Consider the following 18,512-nt stretch of genomic DNA (forward strand, 5'->3'; position numbering starts at 1 on the left):
GCTTATTTATGGAGTAATGGATGAACATCTATAAGCTTTTTATTATTGCCGCTATCACATTTATTGCCTGCTTAGTGATACGTGCTGATTTACAAGCACCACTTATTACTGGCCAATATGGCAACTTTAAAGACTACGACGGACAAGACAAACCTTACCTATTTACAGTGCCAGAAGATGGCCAAATGATGCGCTTAGAAATTAAAGGCAGACTGCCTTTAAACTCGTGGAAAGCCATTGATATCGAAATTTTTGACCCTGATGGTAACTACTTATTTAGTTACTCTGATGAACTTTGGGCAGAAACCGGACACGATTCAGATGGTAAATGGACTGAGTACCGTGATTATACTCATCACGATGTCCACTTCCCTAAGAAGGGGCAATATAGCGCCTACGTCAGTAGTACGTTTGGCCCAAATAAGCGTGCCGAACATTTTAGTTATACGTTTCGTATTATCCCAATCAAAGGTAACAGTAATTTCATGCTACCGCTGTTATGGATTTCTGGCTTCATCGGCGGTGTAGCGCTATTTGTAATGCTGCATCGTTTAGAAGCTGAGCGTGAAGGCTCCGATATTACTTATAAACCAATCAATAAGTTAAACCCTGAGGCTATAAAAGCAATGGAATCGCGCATCTCTGTTTGGCCTATTGTGTTACTGTTTTTAGCACCCGTGCTCTTCTTTTCCTTCTTGGCATATAGCAAAGGTGACAAAGAGCAAGATTGGCAAGTTTACTCCTATCACCACCTCACGATAAGCGTTGATAAACAATTGCGTGAGCAAAGTATTGGCAGTGCAGGTTTCCGTTCACGAGGCGGCCCAGGTGGTAAATAAATCAATTCGCGAAAGCCACATTTTACTGTTTAGCATTTTTGTTGCAGGCCTTTGCTCTATTATTTATGAGCTGCTGATCGCAACTACCGGTGCCTACTTTTTGGGTGATAGCATCACCCAATTTTCCCTGACGATTGGCGTCTATATGGCGGCAATGGGGGTTGGCTCTTATTTTTCGCGTTTTGTGCCTGATAAGCCATTGCTGGTGTATTTTATTGGCTTTGAGTTAGCGCTTGCGCTACTTGGTGGTTTGAGTGTGCCCTTGCTGTATTTCTGTTATGCGTTTGGTTTACCGCTGCAAGCAATTAGTATTTTACTCACCACACTAATAGGGATTTTGATTGGTTTAGAAATTCCGCTGTTAAGTCGCCTAATGGAAAAACATTATGCGCTAAAAGCAAACCTCGCCAATGTGTTATCTATTGACTACTTTGGCGCCCTGCTTGCGACTTTACTGTTTCCTTTTCTATTTTTACCTTGGCTTGGGGTTTTTAAAACAGCGTTAAGCTTTGGCTTAATGAATCTAAGTATTGCGCTGTTATTGCTGTGGTACTTTATCGACCATATCAGCGCAAATCGTCGAAAAGTGCTTAGGCTCACTTTAGTTTTAGTCTGCTCAGTATTAGTGCTTTGCTTATTTGCGAGTAAACAGCTTACCCATCTTTGGCAAAGCCAAATCTACGATGACCGTGTTGTACACTCAGAGCAAACGCCCTATCAGCAAATTGTACTCACTCGCCATAAAGATGATATTAGACTTTATTTAAACGGTGGCTTACAGTTTTCATCGATTGATGAGTATCGCTATCACGAAGCGCTTATTCATCCCGCTATGGTGCGCCATGGCAATGCAAAACGTATTCTAATTTTAGGTGGTGGCGATGGCTTAGCAGCCAGAGAGCTTTTGAAGTACCCGCAAATAGAGTCTATTACCCTAGTTGATTTAGACCCAGCAGTAGCTAGGCTTGCGCAAACTAATCACAACCTGACAACTCTTAACAAGCACTCACTCAGTGACCCTAAAGTGACGGTTATTCATCAAGATGCTTATGTGTTTATTGAGCAAAGCGAACAGCTGTTCGATATTATTTTTATTGATTTACCTGATCCAAAAGCAATCAATTTAGCACGGCTTTACAGTCAGCAGTTTTATCAACTAGTAAAAACACGATTACCAAATAACGGTATTGTAGTGACCCAGGCCACCAGCCCATTTTTTGCGAAACACGCATTTTGGTCTATCAATAATACGCTCAGTGCAGCGGGCTTTGCACACACCTTGCCTTATCATTTAAATGTACCCTCTTTTGGCGAATGGGGATTTGTTATGGCTTGCAACTTGATGTGTAGTAACCAACAAGTATTACCGGTTAAAACCCGCTTTTACCGCCCAGAAAATGACGCACAATTGTTCATTTTTACCCCGGATATTAGCGCTAACAATGAAAAAGTATCGACGCTTGATGAGCCTAATGTGCTGCACTATTACTTGCAGGGATGGAAATATTGGAACTAAACGAATGGATTAGCCCATATGGGGAGTTTACAAAGTAAAGGATTACCGTTACAAAGAGAGTTAATAACAACAATAACAAGGTTTGTAATGCAGGCGCACAAACAGAGCCTAATATACTTACATATTGCAGTACTCCTATTTGGGGGGACTGCATTATTCGCTAAACTAGTCAGCCTAAGTGCATTAGATATTACCGTTTACCGAACAGCAATTGCTGGCTGTGCCTTACTGATCTTACTTACAATTCAACACAAAGCGATTAAGCTTCACTCGCGTCGTGACTACCTTATAGCCTTGTTACTTGGCGTCACTGTTGGAATACATTGGCTCACCTACTTCGCAGGTATGCAACTAGCAGGTATTGCAGTCGGTATGATTGCCTTTTTTACTTACCCTGTTATCACGGTATTTTTAGAGCCTTTATTTCATGGCAGTAAACCACAGCTCAAAGATATTTTTAGCGCCTTGGTGGTGATGCTTGGTATTTATTTACTTATTCCTGATGCCAGCTTAGGCAATGATGTCACCCTCGGTATTGCTATTGGTATTTTGTCTGCGTTCTTTTTTGCGTTTCGAAATATCGTTCATAAGCGTTACTTTAGCCAATATAGCGGCCCACAAACCATGCTTTACCAAACTTGGATCGCCTGCATTATGCTGTGTGCCTTTGTCGAGGTACCGCCATTACAAGTTGATACAATAAATTGGCTGCTATTAATTACTGTAGGGGTTATTTTTACAGCAGCACCGCATTCACTGTTTGCAGCAAGCCTAAAAAACTTATCAGCTTCAACCGCTGGTTTAATATCGTGTTTGCAGCCTTTATACGGTACGTTTTTCGCTTTTTTAATTTTGCATGAGCAACCTTCAATTAGCACTCTTATTGGTGGCGCACTAGTTATTAGCGCCGCTTTTTATGAAACATGGTCAGTGACTCGTAGGTATAAGCAATGATGAAAGTATTCGCTCACAGAGGTGCCAGTGGTACCTACCCAGAAAATACTCAAAGCGCCATTATCGCCGCTGTTGATTTAGCAGTAGATGGCATCGAAATTGATGTGCAAAGCTGCCTTGATGATTACATGATTATTCACGACACTTGGCTTGATCGTACAACTTCAGGTCGCGGTAAAGTAAACGCCTGCTCAAAAGAGCAAATTCAACAATACGATGCAGGCAATGGCGAATGCGTGCCCACTTTACAACAGGCAATCGATTGGGTTGGTAATAAAACTTTACTTAATTTAGAGCTTAAACATACTTTTTCGTTAGACAAGTTTGTAGAGCTTATTGAGTCAAATGTCAGTGCAGGGAAAATATCTCGGGATAACCTGTTAGTCTCTTCATTTGATCACCACCAACTGATGTGGCTAAAGCAAAAACTGCCGTGGGTAAAGATTGGTGCACTCACCGCTTCTATCCCAATTAATTACAGCGAGTTTGCGCAAAAACTGCATGCCTATAGCATTCATGTAGATAAAAACTTTATAAACCATGAGTTTGTTGCTGACGCAAAACAACGCGGCCTTCAAGTTTATGCTTACACGGTCGATAAAGTGGAAGATATCGAATTAATGCTAGAGTATGGCGTAGATGGTATTTTTACTAATTTTCCGTGTCATACACAAATGACACTGCAGTCACTGTAACTCAACAAAACTAAGCTATACTGTTGAATTATGTGACATTGAATAATAAAAAATTACGCCAAAATGAATCAACACAACACCTTAATGAGTAGCTATATGCGCATTTATAATTTTATCGAACAAACTTTCTTTTACACTCTTACACGTAAGATTGTCGGTAATTTAGGTTTTGTGTTTGCGTTTCAGGCCATTACTTTGATCTGGCTTTATAGCAGCCTGTCAGAGCAACAAGCTGGCATGGGACTATTTTGGTTAATGACCTTTGTTATCATCGCGAGCTTTATTTTTACTATTTTCTACATGCGCTTTTTAATTGTGCGCCCAGTGCAAGCAATGCGCGATACACTTGAGCAAATCAACCGTCATGATGCAGATTTATCTGCCAAGTTACCGCATTTTACCTACGATGAATTTCGTGATTTAAGTGAGCAGTACAATACCTTTACAGTTCATTTAGCAAATCTATTAGCCACCACATACCAAAGTGCACAAGCCAGTGCAGATAGTAGTTCAAAGATGACTCATTCAATGCAGCAAACCGCAGAAATGAGCCACCAGCAAATCAAGTTTAGCCAAACCATTACTGATTCGAGTAACCAAATAACTTCAAGCCTTGAGAATATCTCAGCGAACACTGATAGCGTGCACCATGTTAACAGTGAGCACTTAAACTTTGTAAAACACTCAGCCACTGAGTTATCAGCATTAGTTAAAAAGGTTGCGATGATCAGCCAAATTTTAGGTAACTTTTCTGCAACTGTGTCTGGCCTAAAAGAAAACAGCGAGAATATTCGCGCCATTTTAAAAATGGTAGAAGAGTTTTCTGACCAAACCAATTTACTTGCACTGAATGCTGCAATTGAAGCGGCACGTGCCGGTGAAGCTGGCCGAGGCTTTGCTGTGGTTGCCGATGAAGTTAGATCACTATCGGTTAAAGTAAACGACGCAACCCGCCAAATAACTGATTTTATTAATCAAATGAATAGTCTTGTTAGCGAAACCAATAAAGAATCTGAGCAACTAATTAGCCACTCGAGTGAAGCTGAAACAGCGATTAGCAATACCTCTACAGGCTTTAGTAATATGCTTAGCGAATTTGAGCAAAACCAACAACAACTACAGCAGATTGTTAGTGCGGTGCATTTACTTGAGCAAACCCAAACCCACACTCATCAAACTGTTGAGCAAATAGTTGCTCTGGGTGAGCAAGCTAAACAGCAGATTGATGAATCACTCGCTGACTGCCAGCAATCACACAAACTGAGCCAACAAACCCAAGAGCAATTAAAACGCTTTGTGTAATCGGCTTTTAACTGCTGCTCTGAGTCAAACTATGTTAAAGTAGCCGCTTCTTGGCTACTTTTTTATTGACCGTGACAACACCCGCTATTGATTATGAACAACTCGCACTGCAAATAAAGCAATGGGGTAAAGACCTTGGCTTTGCAGAAGTCGGGATCACTGATATTGACCTAACGAAACATGAAGCGCAGCTACAGCGCTGGTTAGATTTAGGCTATCACGGTGAGATGGAATACATGGCAGCCCATGGAATGAAGCGAGCGCGCCCAGCAGAGCTGGTACCTGGCACGCAGCGAGTCATATCAGTAAAAATGAACTACCTACCGCCTGATGCAAGCTTTGCTAAGAACCTCAAGCAAACTGATAAAGCGTACATCAGTCGCTATGCATTAGGTCGTGACTATCATAAATTAATTCGCAACCGCCTAAAAAAATTAGGCCAACAAATAGAACAGCATATAGGCCAACTCGGCTTTCGTCCCTTTGTTGACTCAGCCCCAGTACTTGAAAGGCAACTGGCCGAAAAAGCAGGCTTAGGCTGGCGTGGTAAAAACAGTTTATTAATCAATAAAGAAGCGGGCTCGTGGTTTTTCTTAGGGGAGCTGTTTGTTGATATACCACTACCTATTGATGATGAGAATAGCTTTGAAGGCTGTGGGAAATGCGTTGCCTGTATGACACTGTGCCCAACCGGTGCGATTGTCGAGCCTTATGTAGTCGACGCCCGTAAATGTATATCTTACCTTACGATTGAACTGCAAGGCGCGATTCCAGAAGAGTATCGCCCACTGTTAGGTAATCGCGTTTATGGCTGTGATGACTGTCAGTTAGTGTGCCCATGGAATCGCTATGGTCAGCTCACCGATGAAGCTGACTTTCACCCAAGAAAACAACTTAAAGATCAAGACTTACTGACCTTATTTGCTTGGGATGAGGCAACCTTTCTAAAAAATACTGAAGGCAGCCCTATACGCCGCATTGGTCACGAGCGCTGGTTAAGGAACCTCGCTGTCGGATTAGGTAACGCTGATTACAATGAGCAGATAATTGAGGCTTTAGAGCAAAGGTTAACAACCGCTAGCGCTTTGGTCGCTGAGCATATTGAATGGGCGCTTGATCAGCAAAAAAATAAGCGCCAGTTAAAGCTTCGTAAAACTGCGCGCTTAATTCGCATTGTTGAAAAAGGACTGCCCAGAGATGCTTGATAGCTTAAGTTGTAACTTACTGCTTTAATAATTGCGATAAATCATTTTCAATCTCTTTGAATGCTGCTTTTACTCCCTGAACTGACTCTTCACGTGCAACAGAGTTTTGAATGGTTTCGTCGACCTTTTGATAGATAAAAACCTCTTGGTCCTCATCTAAGCCCATGGTTGGTATACGTCGTTCTAAGTCTTCTTGAAGCTGCTTAAATACAGCCTCGTTATTTACACGATTTTCATTTAGAAGTTCGATGAGTCCCGAAAACTTGCTGTGAACTTTACCTACAGCATCATTAAGTTGTTGCTGTTGTCTGAGCAATTCTTTTTTTGTGATGATCGCTTTAAGCTGCTGCTCTGTAACACTGACTAAAAAGCAAATATGATCCCGAATTCGACCATGCTTATCAGGGTCTTGGTCTGGCATATTTAAGATTAGTAAGCTGATCATTTCGTAATTGACTAAAATTCGATTCGAAAATTCATGGAGTCGGCCTTTATTTTTGAGCATTTCAAATAACTCAATAACGATTGGCGAACACATGCCCGAAATTGAAAAGTGCTCAATGCCAGACTCTAAGCGAAACTCAACATTGCTTTGTAAATCAAATGAGCTTAGACAGTTAAGCAGAGCCTTACCCAGCTCTTGCTCATCTTCAATAGCACCTATATGTTCGATATAGTTGACTATTTGCCCCATTTCACTGCTGTTCGCCATGGCATTAAATGCTGTTGAAGTCGCATCTTCAACTTGTTGCTCTAGCGATTCTTTTTCTATCAATACTTGATGTAAGTGCTGCAGTTTAAGCTTTAATTCTTCATGCCCGAATGGTTTAACTATATAGTCCTCAGCTCCGACTGAATAGCCTTCCATACGCTCTTCAACCGTTCCTCTTGCTGAAACAAACATAACGATTATTTTCTCGGTATTTGGATTCTCTTTTAGTTTTCGACAAACATCATAACCACTCATTTGTGGCATACTCACATCAAGCAGAATAACCTGAGGATCAAACTCTTCAACTACTGCCAAACACTCTGGACCGCTACTGACCATTTTCAGTTCAAAGTCGAGCTCTTCAAGAATCTCTTCAATTATTTCTAAGTTAAATGGTTCATCATCGACGGCTAAAATTCTCTTTAAGGCCATGTCTAACACTTCCGTTTTATTAATTTAACTTTACAGATCTATCTTCATTCGCTAAGTGTTGAGGTAGATCTATCCTCAATGGAAGCTTTACTAAAATAGTTGCACCTCCATATTCATTATTTCTTGCCGTAATCGTTCCTTGATGTAAGGCTACAAATTCACGACAAATAGCTAAACCAAGTCCTGTACCTCCAGCACCACTATTGGTTTTACTACTTTGCTCAAACTTCGCAAAAATTTTCTCAAGTTCAGACTCGGGAATTCCTATACCACGATCTATTACTGATATTTCAGCCATTTCATTATTCATAGTTAGCTGAATATCTATCTCACTGGCAGGCTCACTAAATTTAAGTGCATTACCAAGCAAGTTGCGCATTATTTGGTTTATCTGCTCTTCGTCACAATCGAGCAAAATACTTTTCTCAAAGCCAATTAAACGAATAGCAATATTTCTCTCAAGAGCAGTCCCAGAGACATCATCAATACTGGTTTTTATAATACTACTAAGGTTATGTTTTTGCGGATTAAAGGGAAATTTACCAACATCCAGTTTTGAAAGATCAAGCAAATTATTAAGCAGTGACAATAAGCGCTCACCACTTTGTTCTATACGCGATAAATACTTATTTAACTTGTCTTTACTCAGATCATTGTTGGCAACTTTATCAAGTCCAAAACGAGCAAAACTTAAGATTGAATGCATTGGCGTTCTGAGTTCATGAGACATATTCGCTAAAAATTCAGACTTACTTAAGTTTGCAGCTTCAGCCACATCTTTTGCGTGCTCTAGTTGAGCTGTTCGCGCTTTTACCTCTTCTTCAAGCAAATCTTTTGCTTCAAGTAGCAAATCTTCCTTTTCTTTTAAGTGTGTAACGTTTTTAAAGATCCCCGCTAACGCAATCTCGCCGTGATGATCTATTTCATTAAACGATCCCACTAATGGAATATCATTGCCATCTTTTTTAAGCATTCTTAGATCACAGCTAAATTGGCGGTTTTTACTTAGCGTCGTAATTTTTTCTTTAATACGTGTTATTGAAGGCTCATCAAAAAAATCAAATACCGAACAGCTTTCAAATTCATGGTGCTGTTTATCAAATAATTGTTCACAGGCATCGTTGGTTTCGATTACCTTTCCGCATCGTTCAAATAAAATAATAGCGTCGGGAGTATGCTTAAAAATAACTCTTAATAAACTGTCCTTTTCTATAAGCGCATCAACGGTACTCTGAAGTCTTTCAACAAGTTCTGAATTATGACGTTTGAGAAGCTCTGTTTGCCATAGTTTATGAACTGATTGCAATAAACCATTATCATCAATCGGTTTGATCAAAACATCTTCAACACCCTGACGAATGGCAGCAACCATGGAAACTTGATCAGGCTTTGAGGTATACAATAAACAACGACTTTCAGGCTGCAACGACTTCAGCTTTATAAACAATTCAAGCCCTGTTCCATCTTCAAAAGTAAAATCACTAATCAATAAATCAATTGCATGCTCATGAATTAACTCCATTGCAAAGCTCATGTTATCAGCGGTGATGGTTTTGATATGCGCGCCCTTTAAGTTTTGCGCTATTTTTTGTAACCGGTCGGGACAATGATCAACGAGCAATACAGTAGGAAGTTTGAGAATATTGTCGCTGTCTAATTCTAATATTCCCTCTAGAAGCGTGCTTATCTCTTTATTTGCGAAAAAAGGGTATATAACAACGGCATTAGGTAAGAGACGGTTAATTTCACTAAAATGTTCAAGTAAGTCACTGCGTTGTGCTTTCGGTGCGAGTAATAAGAAATGCTCTTGAGAAAAGTCATTCATTAGTTCTTCAATGATACTTGTTGGCACCCCATGTGAAGCAGCAACGAGATCATATTGCTGTGTTAGAACGGTATCATCTATCATTGAAAAGTGTAATAGCTCAACTTCGCAACCGATAAGCTCGAGTAGAACTTTTACACGCATCGCAAGTACACTATTACTATCAACTATTAATATTTTTCGCACCGTAAATAAGACTCACTATAAAAACTGACCTTTTTAGCGTAGTCTAAAAATCTTTTACCGCACAATTTACACCGTATTTTTTTACTAGTTTTTGAGAAGGTTAAGGCTGCAAGTGCTTACCCAAAATTGTCAAGCCATAAGCTTTATCATCCATAATTGCAATTTCAGGGAGCTCTCCCCAAACCTTGTAGTCAAAGCGATTAAACAGTTTTATACTGGGTAGGTTGTGGCTGAATATAAAAGCTAATAACACCTTGATATCAAGTGTTTTTGCATGCTGTTCTGAAAATATAAGCAGTTGCTTTCCTAGCCCTTGCCCTTGAGCCTGCTGGGTGATGTAAATACTAATCTCAACCGTGCCATCGTAAGCTGGGCGGCCATAAAAAGACTTATAACTTAACCAAGCAATTACTTTACCTTGTTGCTCAAAAACAAAGATAGGTCTTTTTTCTGTATGGCTATCAAACCAAGCTTGTTTGTCTGCCACCGACACCTCTTCGGTATCTGCGGTAACCATACGCCCAGGGATGGTCTCGTTATAAATCGCGACTATATCAGTTAAATCGTTTTGTGTTGCTTTGCGAATCGTCATAAATAGCTGAAATTAAATGATCACTTTGCTGCATATTAGCGTATATTCATCACAAATAACTAGCGGGAAATAACTATGTATAAATATGCTTTGTTACTTGCAGCAGGCCTAATAACAACCAACCTTGCAGCACAAACCACAGAGGCGGTACCAACAGCTAAAGCAAGCAGCCAATGTGATGATTTTACCAATGTCACAATGAGAAAGTTGCGTTCAAAAGAGTCTATTAATTTTTGTGAATTCAAAGATAAACCACTCTTAATAGTAAATACCGCTAGTAATTGTGGTTTTACCGGCCAGTTTGAAGGTTTAGAAGCCATTCATAAAGAATATAAAGACCAAGGCTTAGTTGTGCTAGGTTTTCCATCAGATGACTTTTTTCAAGAAGAAGACGATGAAAAAGACACGGCAAAAGTATGTTTCATCAATTATGGCGTAACCTTCAATATGTTGGCTACCAGTGCCGTTCGTGGTAGCGATGCGAACCCAATATTCAAACACCTAAATGAAGCAACCAGCTCACCTAACTGGAACTTTTACAAATATTTAGTGTCTGCAGATCGTAAGACAGTGCAACGCTTTAATAGTAAAACTAAGCCACAATCGCAAACTTTACGCGATGCAATTGAAGCTGAGCTGATTGCAAAATAAATTTAATTTTTCGTTCGGTAAATATTGAACTAAACTAGTGATTTAATACTAAAACACACATTAGGGAGATGTTATGGCAGTAGCCAGTGCAAGACACATTCTCGTAGACAGTGAAGCTCACTGTTTGGATTTAAAGCAGCAAATTGAGCAAGGAGCTGACTTTGCAGAGCTTGCTCGTGCTCATTCTAATTGCCCATCAGGTCAAGATGGTGGTGCATTAGGTGAGTTTGGCCCTGGCATGATGGTTCCAGAGTTCGACAAAGTCGTTTTCTCTGCACCAATAAACCAAGTACAAGGCCCAGTGCAGACCCAGTTTGGTTATCATCTTCTAGAAGTAACAAGCCGTACTGACTAATTTACAAATCGATTTCAAAAAGCCGCTTCATAGCGGCTTTTTTTTGCGAAGGATCTCAAAATGAAACTTTTAGGCTCGACCACCTCACCTTTTGTGCGCCGTATTCGGATTTGGGCTGCACTTAATAACCTAGCTATTGATTTTATTAATTTGGATATTTTCTCTGAGCAAGACAGACAAACCATGATTGCTCATAACCCTGCCAGAAAAATTCCTGTATTAATCGACCATGATTTTACCTTATGTGATTCCAACTCCATTATTCGCTATCTGCTCGAAAAAGCGGATCAGCCATTACTTAGCTGGCAGCAAGAGAACTACTTAACCATTATCAATGCCTGCAATGATTCACTGGTAGAAATTTTACTTTGTCAGCGTTCAGGGTTTGATACCAGCAGCGATAAACTATTTTTTAATTTACAGAATGAACGAATTGTTGAAACATTAGCCTATTTAAATACTCATTTATCGGAGCCAGTATTTAAAAGCTGTGAATACCTCAACATCAGTTTATACTGCTTGCTAGATTGGATCCGCTTCCGCGAATTAACTGATTTTAGCCAACTAAATAACTTAGTTGATTTTTATCATAAATTCGCCGATAAAGCGGCAGTACAACAAACAGATCCACGAAAATAAAGATAAGGGTTACGCAAATGAGCGATATCGAAATTGAATCAGAATTAGTTAGCTTTGTAGAAAAAGTTCGTTTGAACGAATCTATGTGGGCACTCGGTGCCGAAGATGGTGGTTTTGTTGTCTGTGAATCAAACCAATTTAGCGACACAGATGTGCTATTACTTTGGGGCACTGAAGACGCTGCAAAAGCACAATGTAAAGATGAGTGGCAAGACTATACCCCTGTTGAAATTGGCCTAGACGAATTTCTTGATGAGTGGGTTGAAGACCTAAACGAAGATGATGCGCTTGTTGGTTTAAACTGGAACGATGATCAAGTATGCGTTGAAATCGAACCGGTTGGTTTAGCTAAAGCTCTTTGCGATTAATAGCAATCCTTAAACTTATAACGACACGGCCGTATTTATGGCAGTGTCGTTAAGCTGGAAACTTGATACTTATCAGGTATACTCTTCAACACATCTTTATTATCAAGGTATTAGGTTGAAGTCCCATCTTGGTCGTAGGCCCTTTTCGGCCATGGAATTACATACCCTGTATAATGGTTACATTTACGGTGATCAGCGTTTAGCACGTGAACAAGCTAAGCATTGGCACTTTTGGCTGCCTTTATTTGCTTATTATACTGGTGCCTACAGCGATGAAATTGGCCATTTAACCCTTGATAATATTGTCACCCTTGATGGCATTCGCTGCTTTGATTTTCATACGCATGGCAAGATAAAACCCCGCTATGTGCCTATCCATAATGCATTACTCGATGCTGGGCTTGATCAGTACTTAGACTTTTTAACAAGTCGAAATCAGCAACGACTGATGTTTGATTTACCCGCTAAATCTGGTCGCTACAGCGAAAAAGTACGTATTTGGTTTTCGGGTGAAGGTGAACGCGCTGGTTATTTACAAAAGTGCGCTATTCCTACTGTTGATCAGCAAGGTATGAAAACCGCGATAAGCAGTTTACGGCTCAACTTTGAACAACAAGTGCGAATTCATGCACTGCAAGCCAACTGCAAAGACGCCTTTAACTACTTGCTTGGTTTTAAAGATTTCAACGAACAACGCTTTGCTGATATGCAATTATTAAATACCGTGCTGCAAAACGTCCGACAAATAAACCCGCAACTGCATTGGCAGCGTTTCATTGACCGCCATAATTAACTGACAAACTTTGTTACTAACTATTTATTACTGTTCAAATTAAAACCTGATAGCATGATGATTCGCCCCTCATAGCAGGTGCCTTTCTAACAACAAAAAATCAGGGATACTTATGTTCTTAAAAAGCCTATTAACGGTAAGTGTTGCACTTGCTGTTAGCTCTGCCCATGCCAATGAATATGTTATCGAAAAGCTTGCCAAGCCTAGCTCACAACAAGTAGAACTTACGCTCGATCCTGCCAAAGACAATTTTTCTGGTCATACCGAAATTGCTTTAGAGGTTCTAAAAGCAACCAATTATATCGAATTAAACGGTATTGATTATGCAGTTAGCATGGCGAAAATTTTAGGTGCAGAAAACTGTGACCTAAATGCTGAAATGCTAAAAACAGGCAAAGTTAAATTCGCTTGTGAAGAAAAAATTCAGCCAGGCAAATACACTTTAAAAGTTGATTTTACCGCACCTTATAACCGCCAAAGTGTTGGTTTATATAAAACTTTAGATCAAGGCACACCTTATCTTTTCACGCAATTTGAAATGAGCGATGCGCGTCGTGCATTCCCGGTTTTTGACGAGCCAAGTTATAAAATTCCATTTCAGCTAACTATCACAGCGCCAACATCACAAAAAGTGTATGCCAATACACCGGTTTTAAAAACCAAAGTTGATGGCGATATGACAACGCACTTTTTCGACAAAACACCACCGATTCCTTCTTACTTAGTCGCTATGGCTGTGGGCCCGTTTGAAGAGCTTGAAATTAAAGGCATGCCAATTCCTGGCCGCGTACTGACTCCACAAGGCAAAATTCACCTTGCTGATTACGCAAAAGAAAATATGCCGCGAGTGTTAAAAGCGCTAGAAGATTATTTTGGCATTCCTTACGTATACAAAAAGCTAGACTCAGTGGCAGTGCCAGAGTTTCCATTTGGCGCAATGGAAAACGCAGGCCTAGTGACTTATCGTGAAGACATTTTACTAGTAGACCTAGCAACAGCAACTCGCAGCAAAAAAGAGCGTAATGTATCAATCATTGCCCATGAGTTAGCTCACCAGTGGTACGGTAACCTAGTGACTATGAAGTGGTGGAATGATTTATGGTTAAACGAAGCATTCGCAAGTTGGATGGCAGCGAAAATCACTGCACAAATCAACCCAGAATTTGAGTCGCACTTAGATTTACCACAAAACCATGTGATGGCACTGGATGCGCGTTTAAGTACTAAACCTATTCGTAAACCAATCAAAACTGAAGCTGACATCATGGATGGCCTTGGCCTTGCCTACAGTAAAGGTAGCGCGGTTTTATCTATGGTTGAAAACTGGATTGGCGAAGAGGCATTCCAGCAAGGTATTCGTGCTTACTTGAAGAAATTCTCTTACAAGAATGCAGAAGCTGCTGATCTATGGCAAGCACTAGGCGAAGCGTCTAATAAAGATGTAGCAAGCGTTCTTAAATCGTTTATCGAACAATCATCTTTCCCGCTTATTAAAGTAACGCAAGACGGTAAGAAAATTAATATCAGCCAAAGCCGCTTTGTAAATGCTGGCGTTGATGCACCAGCACAACTGTGGAATGTTCCGGTTGCAATTAAGTATGGTGCAGGCGACAAAGTTAAAACCGCAAGTATGCTGCTGAATAAAGAAACACAGCAATTGACTCTCGACTTTGAACCTGAGTGGATTTACCCAGACCAAGGTGCCATGGGTTATTACCGCTGGGTATTAAATGATGCACAGTTCAATGCTCTGCTAGAGAACGCTGCTGACAAGCTAACGGTTCGTGAGCGCTTAGCGCTACTTTCTGCGGTTGATTCATTACTTGATGCAGGTGTTATCTCTGCGGCTCACTTAATGCAAACGTTAGAAGCTTTTGTGAGTGATGCACACCCATTAGTAGCAAACACAGCATTGGGTTACCTTGCTTCTCAAAAACGCGTATTCGAAGACGACAGTAACCGTGACCTATGGCCTGAGTTTATCCGTAACAGCATTGCACCTGCTGCTAAGCAATATGGATTAACAGCAAAAACAGGTGAAGACGCGGCGGTATCGCAATTACGTGCGCAAGTTATTGCTCGTTTAGGCTTCGATGGCCATGACCAAAAAGTCATTGATACCGCAAAAGCACAAGCGGCACTGTACTTAAACAACCCTGAAAATGTTGACCCATATTTAGCCTCAACTTACTTAAACCTTGCGGCTTACCATGGCGATGCGAAGTTACTTGAAAAGTACAAGCAAACCTTTAAAACCACCAAAGATCCACAAGTGCGTACTAAGATGCTGGCAGCGATGGGTTACTTTGGTAAACCTGAGTTACAAAAAGCGGTTCTAGAATACAGCTTAACCGATAACGTAACAGCCTCTGATATGCGTACCTTACTAGGTGGGTTAGGCTATGGTAAAGAGCGTGAAGCACTGTTTATTGAGTGGATTTACAACAATTACGATGCCATCACTAAGAACTTACCGCCGTTCTTTGTACCAAACTTACCGTTCTTCACAACGGCAAGCTGTGACGCGAAAAGCCTAGAGAAAACCAAAACCTTCTTCAACGATAAAATCACTGAAGTACCAGGTTATGCACGCTCTCTTAGTAAGCTTGAAGAAAGCATCAATGATTGTATTGCACTGAAAAACCGTGAATTAAACTCAGTGAATAGCTTCCTTAAGCGCTAATTAAAGCAAATACGAAAAGGGCCACAATGTGGCCCTTTTTTATTGCGCTAAAATAGCAGTTAATTTAGTTATAAATTGCTCAGCCGCTTCAGGTGAGGTGACTTTAAATGCAATACCATAATGAATGGGCTGTGCACTTTTATAAATGCGAGTTGGAAAACGGGTCATTTCACTTATTACATACAAATGCCAGTTTGCTCTGTTTGTAATTTAAACGCGAGATTGAGCCTTCACAAAAGCGTCTTAAATCAAGCCACTGTGATACCACTTCAGGCTCAGTCAAACTGCGCTTATGAACTCGGTTATTAACCGCATAAGCCACAGTGTCTTTATCAATTAAAGCAAAGTCTTGCACCGACTCAGGTAATCTAAATAAATCACTCACTTCCTCAGTTTGCGGCGCAAAGCGTGCAACCCAATGTTGATTGTTTTTGTTATAACTAAATAAATAACTGTTTGTGTGTTTATCAAAAATTAAAGTTCGGCCAATATCATCAGCAATGACACGCGGTTTAGCCGCAGCAACACGAGTGTATTGCAATGTATGCGGCTCACCTAAGATAAACATGATCAGGTCTTCATCAGCGCCCCACGCATGGTAGCCAACAGGCTCAATCCATTCAAAAATTCGGCTCGCCGCAGGCTCTTCTGCTAGTGGGTACTGCCATAACTTTTGCTTACCATCTGCTTCGACCACGATTGCCGACAAGGCTTGCTGATTTGGCATTAGCGTTGGCGAGTATTCACTGACAGGAGTGTTGGTGATATTCACGCTGCTCTTAGATGCAAAGTCATAAAACGCAATATCGGTTTGTGACTGGCCATTTTCGCCAACAACTTCATGGGTGTAGTAAAGCCCAGTATCAACTAAAAATGGTTGATTATTATAAGTTTTATCATCGGTTACTCGCGACACCTGCATACCATAAGGGGTGTCTAAGTCGGCAAGTAATATTTCGCTTTTAGGCATCGCTGCATGTGCGTGACAGGTAAACAATGTCCCTGCTGCGACGAAAAGTAAAGACGAAATCAATTTCATGTTGTTCTCTCGTTTTAATTTTTATCAGCCCATGATAGCGTTAATTAATCCGCCAGTCACTTGACCTTACCATGCTCGACCTTTATAACTAGGACGTGTTCGTTTTTTATCGGTTTCTACTGATTGATTTTATGCACGATAATACCAATCGAGTTATGCCACTGACCATTTAACACACTAGAATGGTTAAATTTTTAAGCCGACTGGTATCAACAATAACGAGAATAATTATGTCAGCTAAACACCCTATCATCGCTATTACCGGTTCATCTGGGGCGGGAACTACCACAACCACCAATGCAATTAAGCACATTTTTAGAAGCTTAAGCATTGATGCTGCCTTCATCGAAGGCGATAGCTTTCATCGTTATACTCGCCCTGAAATGGATAAAAAAATCCGCGAAGCACAACAAGAAGGTAAGCACATTAGCTACTTTGGCCGAGAAGCTAATGATTTTGGTGCCCTTGAAGAGCTTTTTTACCAATATGGCGAAACCGGCCAAGGTAAAATCAGACGTTACTTACATACTTTCGACGAAGCGGTGCCTTATAACCAACTTCCAGGAACTTTTACCCCTTGGCAAGATTTAGAATCAAATACTGATATCTTATTCTATGAAGGTCTTCATGGTGGTGCTGTCGATGAGAATCATGATGTTGCTAAGCATGTCGATTTATTGATTGGCATGGTGCCAATTATCAACCTTGAGTGGATCCAAAAACTCATTCGCGACACCTCTGAACGAGGCCATTCGCGAGAAGCGGTAATGGGCTCTATTGTGCGTTCAATGGATGACTACATTAACCACATTACCCCGCAGTTTTCACGTACTCATATCAACTTCCAGCGAGTGCCGACGGTTGATACCTCAAACCCATTCAGCGCAAAAGATATTCCTTCTTTAGACGAAAGCTTTGTTGTGATTCGTTTTCGTGGCATAGATGACGTCGATTTTCCGTACTATTTGAGCATGATTGAAGGCAGCTTTATGTCTCGTATCAATACGCTTGTGGTACCTGGAGGCAAAATGGGCTTAGCAATGGAGCTTGTGCTAACCCCGTTGATCAAAGATATTATTTTGAAAAAACGCGCCCTTGAAAATTTAGCCCCGGTTGACTTGCCGATTTAACTCACTCGGGTACACTGCTGACTCTGGTGAAAACAATGGAGTCGTCGCCTTGAAACAAACATTACGTGTTATTGTTGGTTCAAAGAACCCCGTTAAAATTAACGCGGCTAAACATGTCTTTAGTCTTTATTTCCCACATCATACCATTGAGTGCAAAGGTGAAGATGCACCTTCTGGCGTACCTGATCAGCCACTAGGTGAAGATGAAACCCGTATCGGCGCTGAAAATCGCGTTAAGTATTGCCAAGATCACTTTGACGCCGATTTTTATACAGCAATGGAAGGTGGCGCAGAACAATTTAGTTATGGCGCTGCAACCTTTGCCTTTGTAGTGATTGCAAACAAGCAGCAATTTAGCGTGGGTCGCAGTAGCAACCTACCGTTACCGCAACCTTTTTACGATGCCTTGCTAGCTGGTAAAGAACTAGGTGATGTCATGGATGAGGCATTCAATACCGTTAATATCAAACAACAAGGTGGTGCTATTGGCTTATTAACCAATCATCTTGCCACGCGCGAAAGTACTTATGTACAAGCGCTGACATTGGCCATGGCGCCATTTTCACACCCTACCCTATTCAACCAGTAATTAGGAT

At 40.7% G+C, this 18,512-nt stretch carries 19 protein-coding genes; 14 read left to right on the forward strand and 5 right to left on the reverse strand.

Annotated elements, in window-relative coordinates; all coding sequences use genetic code 11:
- The first annotated feature begins 20 nt into the window (after positions 1-20).
- The 6 genes from NO991_RS09570 (at position 21) to queG (ending at position 6,511) form a co-directional block, all read left to right on the forward strand.
- Positions 21-839 carry a hypothetical protein gene (locus tag NO991_RS09570; RefSeq protein ID WP_300362126.1) on the forward strand — a complete coding sequence of 273 codons (819 nt, stop codon included), beginning with the start codon at positions 21-23 and terminating at the stop codon, positions 837-839.
- A complete protein-coding gene (locus NO991_RS09575) occupies positions 829-2,355 on the forward strand; it encodes a polyamine aminopropyltransferase (RefSeq protein WP_171041501.1) in 1,527 nt (508 codons plus the stop codon). Before NO991_RS09570 ends, NO991_RS09575 begins: the two co-directional genes overlap by 11 nt.
- 87 nt (positions 2,356-2,442) lie before the next feature.
- Positions 2,443-3,309, forward strand: a complete 867-nt coding sequence (locus NO991_RS09580) for a DMT family transporter (RefSeq protein WP_199530245.1) — start codon at positions 2,443-2,445, stop codon at positions 3,307-3,309.
- Positions 3,306-4,004 (forward strand): glycerophosphodiester phosphodiesterase family protein, encoded by a 699-nt coding sequence (locus NO991_RS09585; protein WP_054552711.1) that lies wholly within the window; start codon positions 3,306-3,308, stop codon positions 4,002-4,004. The genes NO991_RS09580 and NO991_RS09585 overlap by 4 nt, the downstream gene beginning before the upstream one ends.
- Positions 4,005-4,088: 84 nt before the next feature.
- A complete protein-coding gene (locus NO991_RS09590) occupies positions 4,089-5,306 on the forward strand; it encodes a methyl-accepting chemotaxis protein (protein WP_054552885.1) in 1,218 nt (405 codons plus the stop codon).
- Positions 5,307-5,377: 71 nt separating this feature from the next.
- Complete coding sequence (gene queG / locus NO991_RS09595) at positions 5,378-6,511, forward strand: tRNA epoxyqueuosine(34) reductase QueG (RefSeq protein ID WP_300543098.1); 1,134 nt, start codon at positions 5,378-5,380, stop codon at positions 6,509-6,511.
- A 16-nt stretch (positions 6,512-6,527) separates the two neighbouring features.
- On the opposite strand, the gene NO991_RS09600 is transcribed toward queG, so the two are convergent.
- The 3 genes from NO991_RS09600 to NO991_RS09610 form a co-directional block, all read right to left on the reverse strand.
- The gene (locus tag NO991_RS09600; RefSeq protein ID WP_166338790.1) at positions 6,528-7,655 is read right to left on the reverse strand and encodes a PleD family two-component system response regulator; all 1,128 of its coding nucleotides are present in this window, start codon (positions 7,653-7,655) and stop codon (positions 6,528-6,530) included.
- A gap of 19 nt (positions 7,656-7,674) precedes the next feature.
- Positions 7,675-9,624, reverse strand: a complete 1,950-nt coding sequence (locus tag NO991_RS09605; protein ID WP_371351962.1) for an ATP-binding protein — start codon at positions 9,622-9,624, stop codon at positions 7,675-7,677.
- A gap of 142 nt (positions 9,625-9,766) precedes the next feature.
- Positions 9,767-10,258, reverse strand: a complete 492-nt coding sequence (locus NO991_RS09610; RefSeq protein ID WP_054552714.1) for a GNAT family N-acetyltransferase — start codon at positions 10,256-10,258, stop codon at positions 9,767-9,769.
- A 75-nt stretch (positions 10,259-10,333) separates the two neighbouring features.
- Between NO991_RS09610 and NO991_RS09615 the strand changes: the two genes are divergently transcribed.
- The 6 genes from NO991_RS09615 (at position 10,334) to NO991_RS09640 (ending at position 15,747) form a co-directional block, all read left to right on the forward strand.
- Positions 10,334-10,909, forward strand: a complete 576-nt coding sequence (locus NO991_RS09615; RefSeq protein ID WP_138616211.1) for a glutathione peroxidase — start codon at positions 10,334-10,336, stop codon at positions 10,907-10,909.
- A gap of 73 nt (positions 10,910-10,982) precedes the next feature.
- Positions 10,983-11,264 carry a peptidylprolyl isomerase gene (locus NO991_RS09620; protein ID WP_054552716.1) on the forward strand — a complete coding sequence of 94 codons (282 nt, stop codon included), beginning with the start codon at positions 10,983-10,985 and terminating at the stop codon, positions 11,262-11,264.
- A 60-nt stretch (positions 11,265-11,324) separates the two neighbouring features.
- On the forward strand, positions 11,325-11,903 hold the full coding sequence (locus tag NO991_RS09625; protein ID WP_194441977.1) for a glutathione S-transferase family protein: 579 nt from the start codon (positions 11,325-11,327) through the stop codon (positions 11,901-11,903).
- 17 nt (positions 11,904-11,920) lie between these two features.
- Positions 11,921-12,271: a DUF2750 domain-containing protein gene (locus NO991_RS09630; RefSeq protein WP_054552718.1), complete on the forward strand. Its 351-nt coding sequence runs from the start codon at positions 11,921-11,923 to the stop codon at positions 12,269-12,271.
- Positions 12,272-12,386: 115 nt separating this feature from the next.
- Positions 12,387-13,064 (forward strand): hypothetical protein, encoded by a 678-nt coding sequence (locus NO991_RS09635; RefSeq protein ID WP_300361468.1) that lies wholly within the window; start codon positions 12,387-12,389, stop codon positions 13,062-13,064.
- A gap of 112 nt (positions 13,065-13,176) precedes the next feature.
- A complete protein-coding gene (locus NO991_RS09640) occupies positions 13,177-15,747 on the forward strand; it encodes a M1 family metallopeptidase (protein ID WP_300543087.1) in 2,571 nt (856 codons plus the stop codon).
- Positions 15,748-15,786: 39 nt separating this feature from the next.
- Here NO991_RS09640 and NO991_RS09645 read toward each other — a convergent pair whose 3' ends face one another.
- Together NO991_RS09645 and NO991_RS09650 are read right to left on the reverse strand one after the other, a co-directional pair.
- Positions 15,787-15,915: a hypothetical protein gene (locus NO991_RS09645; protein WP_268795038.1), complete on the reverse strand. Its 129-nt coding sequence runs from the start codon at positions 15,913-15,915 to the stop codon at positions 15,787-15,789.
- Position 15,916: 1 nt separating this feature from the next.
- Complete coding sequence (locus tag NO991_RS09650) at positions 15,917-16,786, reverse strand: hypothetical protein (RefSeq protein ID WP_300361456.1); 870 nt, start codon at positions 16,784-16,786, stop codon at positions 15,917-15,919.
- A gap of 230 nt (positions 16,787-17,016) precedes the next feature.
- Between NO991_RS09650 and NO991_RS09655 the strand changes: the two genes are divergently transcribed.
- Positions 17,017-17,916, forward strand: a complete 900-nt coding sequence (locus NO991_RS09655) for a phosphoribulokinase (RefSeq protein ID WP_054552722.1) — start codon at positions 17,017-17,019, stop codon at positions 17,914-17,916.
- Positions 17,917-17,965: 49 nt separating this feature from the next.
- Entirely contained in the window at positions 17,966-18,505 is a 540-nt protein-coding gene (gene yjjX / locus NO991_RS09660; RefSeq protein ID WP_138598845.1) for an inosine/xanthosine triphosphatase, read from the forward strand.
- The last annotated feature ends 7 nt before the right edge of the window (positions 18,506-18,512 follow it).

It is taken from the genome of Pseudoalteromonas sp. DY56-GL22 (assembly GCF_041414715.1).
Lineage (GTDB): Bacteria > Pseudomonadota > Gammaproteobacteria > Enterobacterales > Alteromonadaceae > Pseudoalteromonas > Pseudoalteromonas simplex.

Coding starts and splice junctions, on each gene's coding strand:
- NO991_RS09570 (WP_300362126.1), top strand. CDS start 21: ATGAACATCTATAAGCTTTTTATTATTGCCGCTATCACATTTATTGCC.
- NO991_RS09580 (WP_199530245.1), top strand. CDS start 2,443: ATGCAGGCGCACAAACAGAGCCTAATATACTTACATATTGCAGTACTC.
- NO991_RS09585 (WP_054552711.1), top strand. CDS start 3,306: ATGATGAAAGTATTCGCTCACAGAGGTGCCAGTGGTACCTACCCAGAA.
- NO991_RS09590 (WP_054552885.1), top strand. CDS start 4,089: ATGAGTAGCTATATGCGCATTTATAATTTTATCGAACAAACTTTCTTT.
- NO991_RS09600 (WP_166338790.1), bottom strand. CDS start 7,655: ATGGCCTTAAAGAGAATTTTAGCCGTCGATGATGAACCATTTAACTTA.
- NO991_RS09605 (WP_371351962.1), bottom strand. CDS start 9,624: ATGCGTGTAAAAGTTCTACTCGAGCTTATCGGTTGCGAAGTTGAGCTA.
- NO991_RS09610 (WP_054552714.1), bottom strand. CDS start 10,258: ATGACGATTCGCAAAGCAACACAAAACGATTTAACTGATATAGTCGCG.
- NO991_RS09615 (WP_138616211.1), top strand. CDS start 10,334: ATGTATAAATATGCTTTGTTACTTGCAGCAGGCCTAATAACAACCAAC.
- NO991_RS09620 (WP_054552716.1), top strand. CDS start 10,983: ATGGCAGTAGCCAGTGCAAGACACATTCTCGTAGACAGTGAAGCTCAC.
- NO991_RS09625 (WP_194441977.1), top strand. CDS start 11,325: ATGAAACTTTTAGGCTCGACCACCTCACCTTTTGTGCGCCGTATTCGG.
- NO991_RS09630 (WP_054552718.1), top strand. CDS start 11,921: ATGAGCGATATCGAAATTGAATCAGAATTAGTTAGCTTTGTAGAAAAA.
- NO991_RS09640 (WP_300543087.1), top strand. CDS start 13,177: ATGTTCTTAAAAAGCCTATTAACGGTAAGTGTTGCACTTGCTGTTAGC.
- NO991_RS09645 (WP_268795038.1), bottom strand. CDS start 15,915: ATGACCCGTTTTCCAACTCGCATTTATAAAAGTGCACAGCCCATTCAT.
- NO991_RS09650 (WP_300361456.1), bottom strand. CDS start 16,786: ATGAAATTGATTTCGTCTTTACTTTTCGTCGCAGCAGGGACATTGTTT.
- NO991_RS09655 (WP_054552722.1), top strand. CDS start 17,017: ATGTCAGCTAAACACCCTATCATCGCTATTACCGGTTCATCTGGGGCG.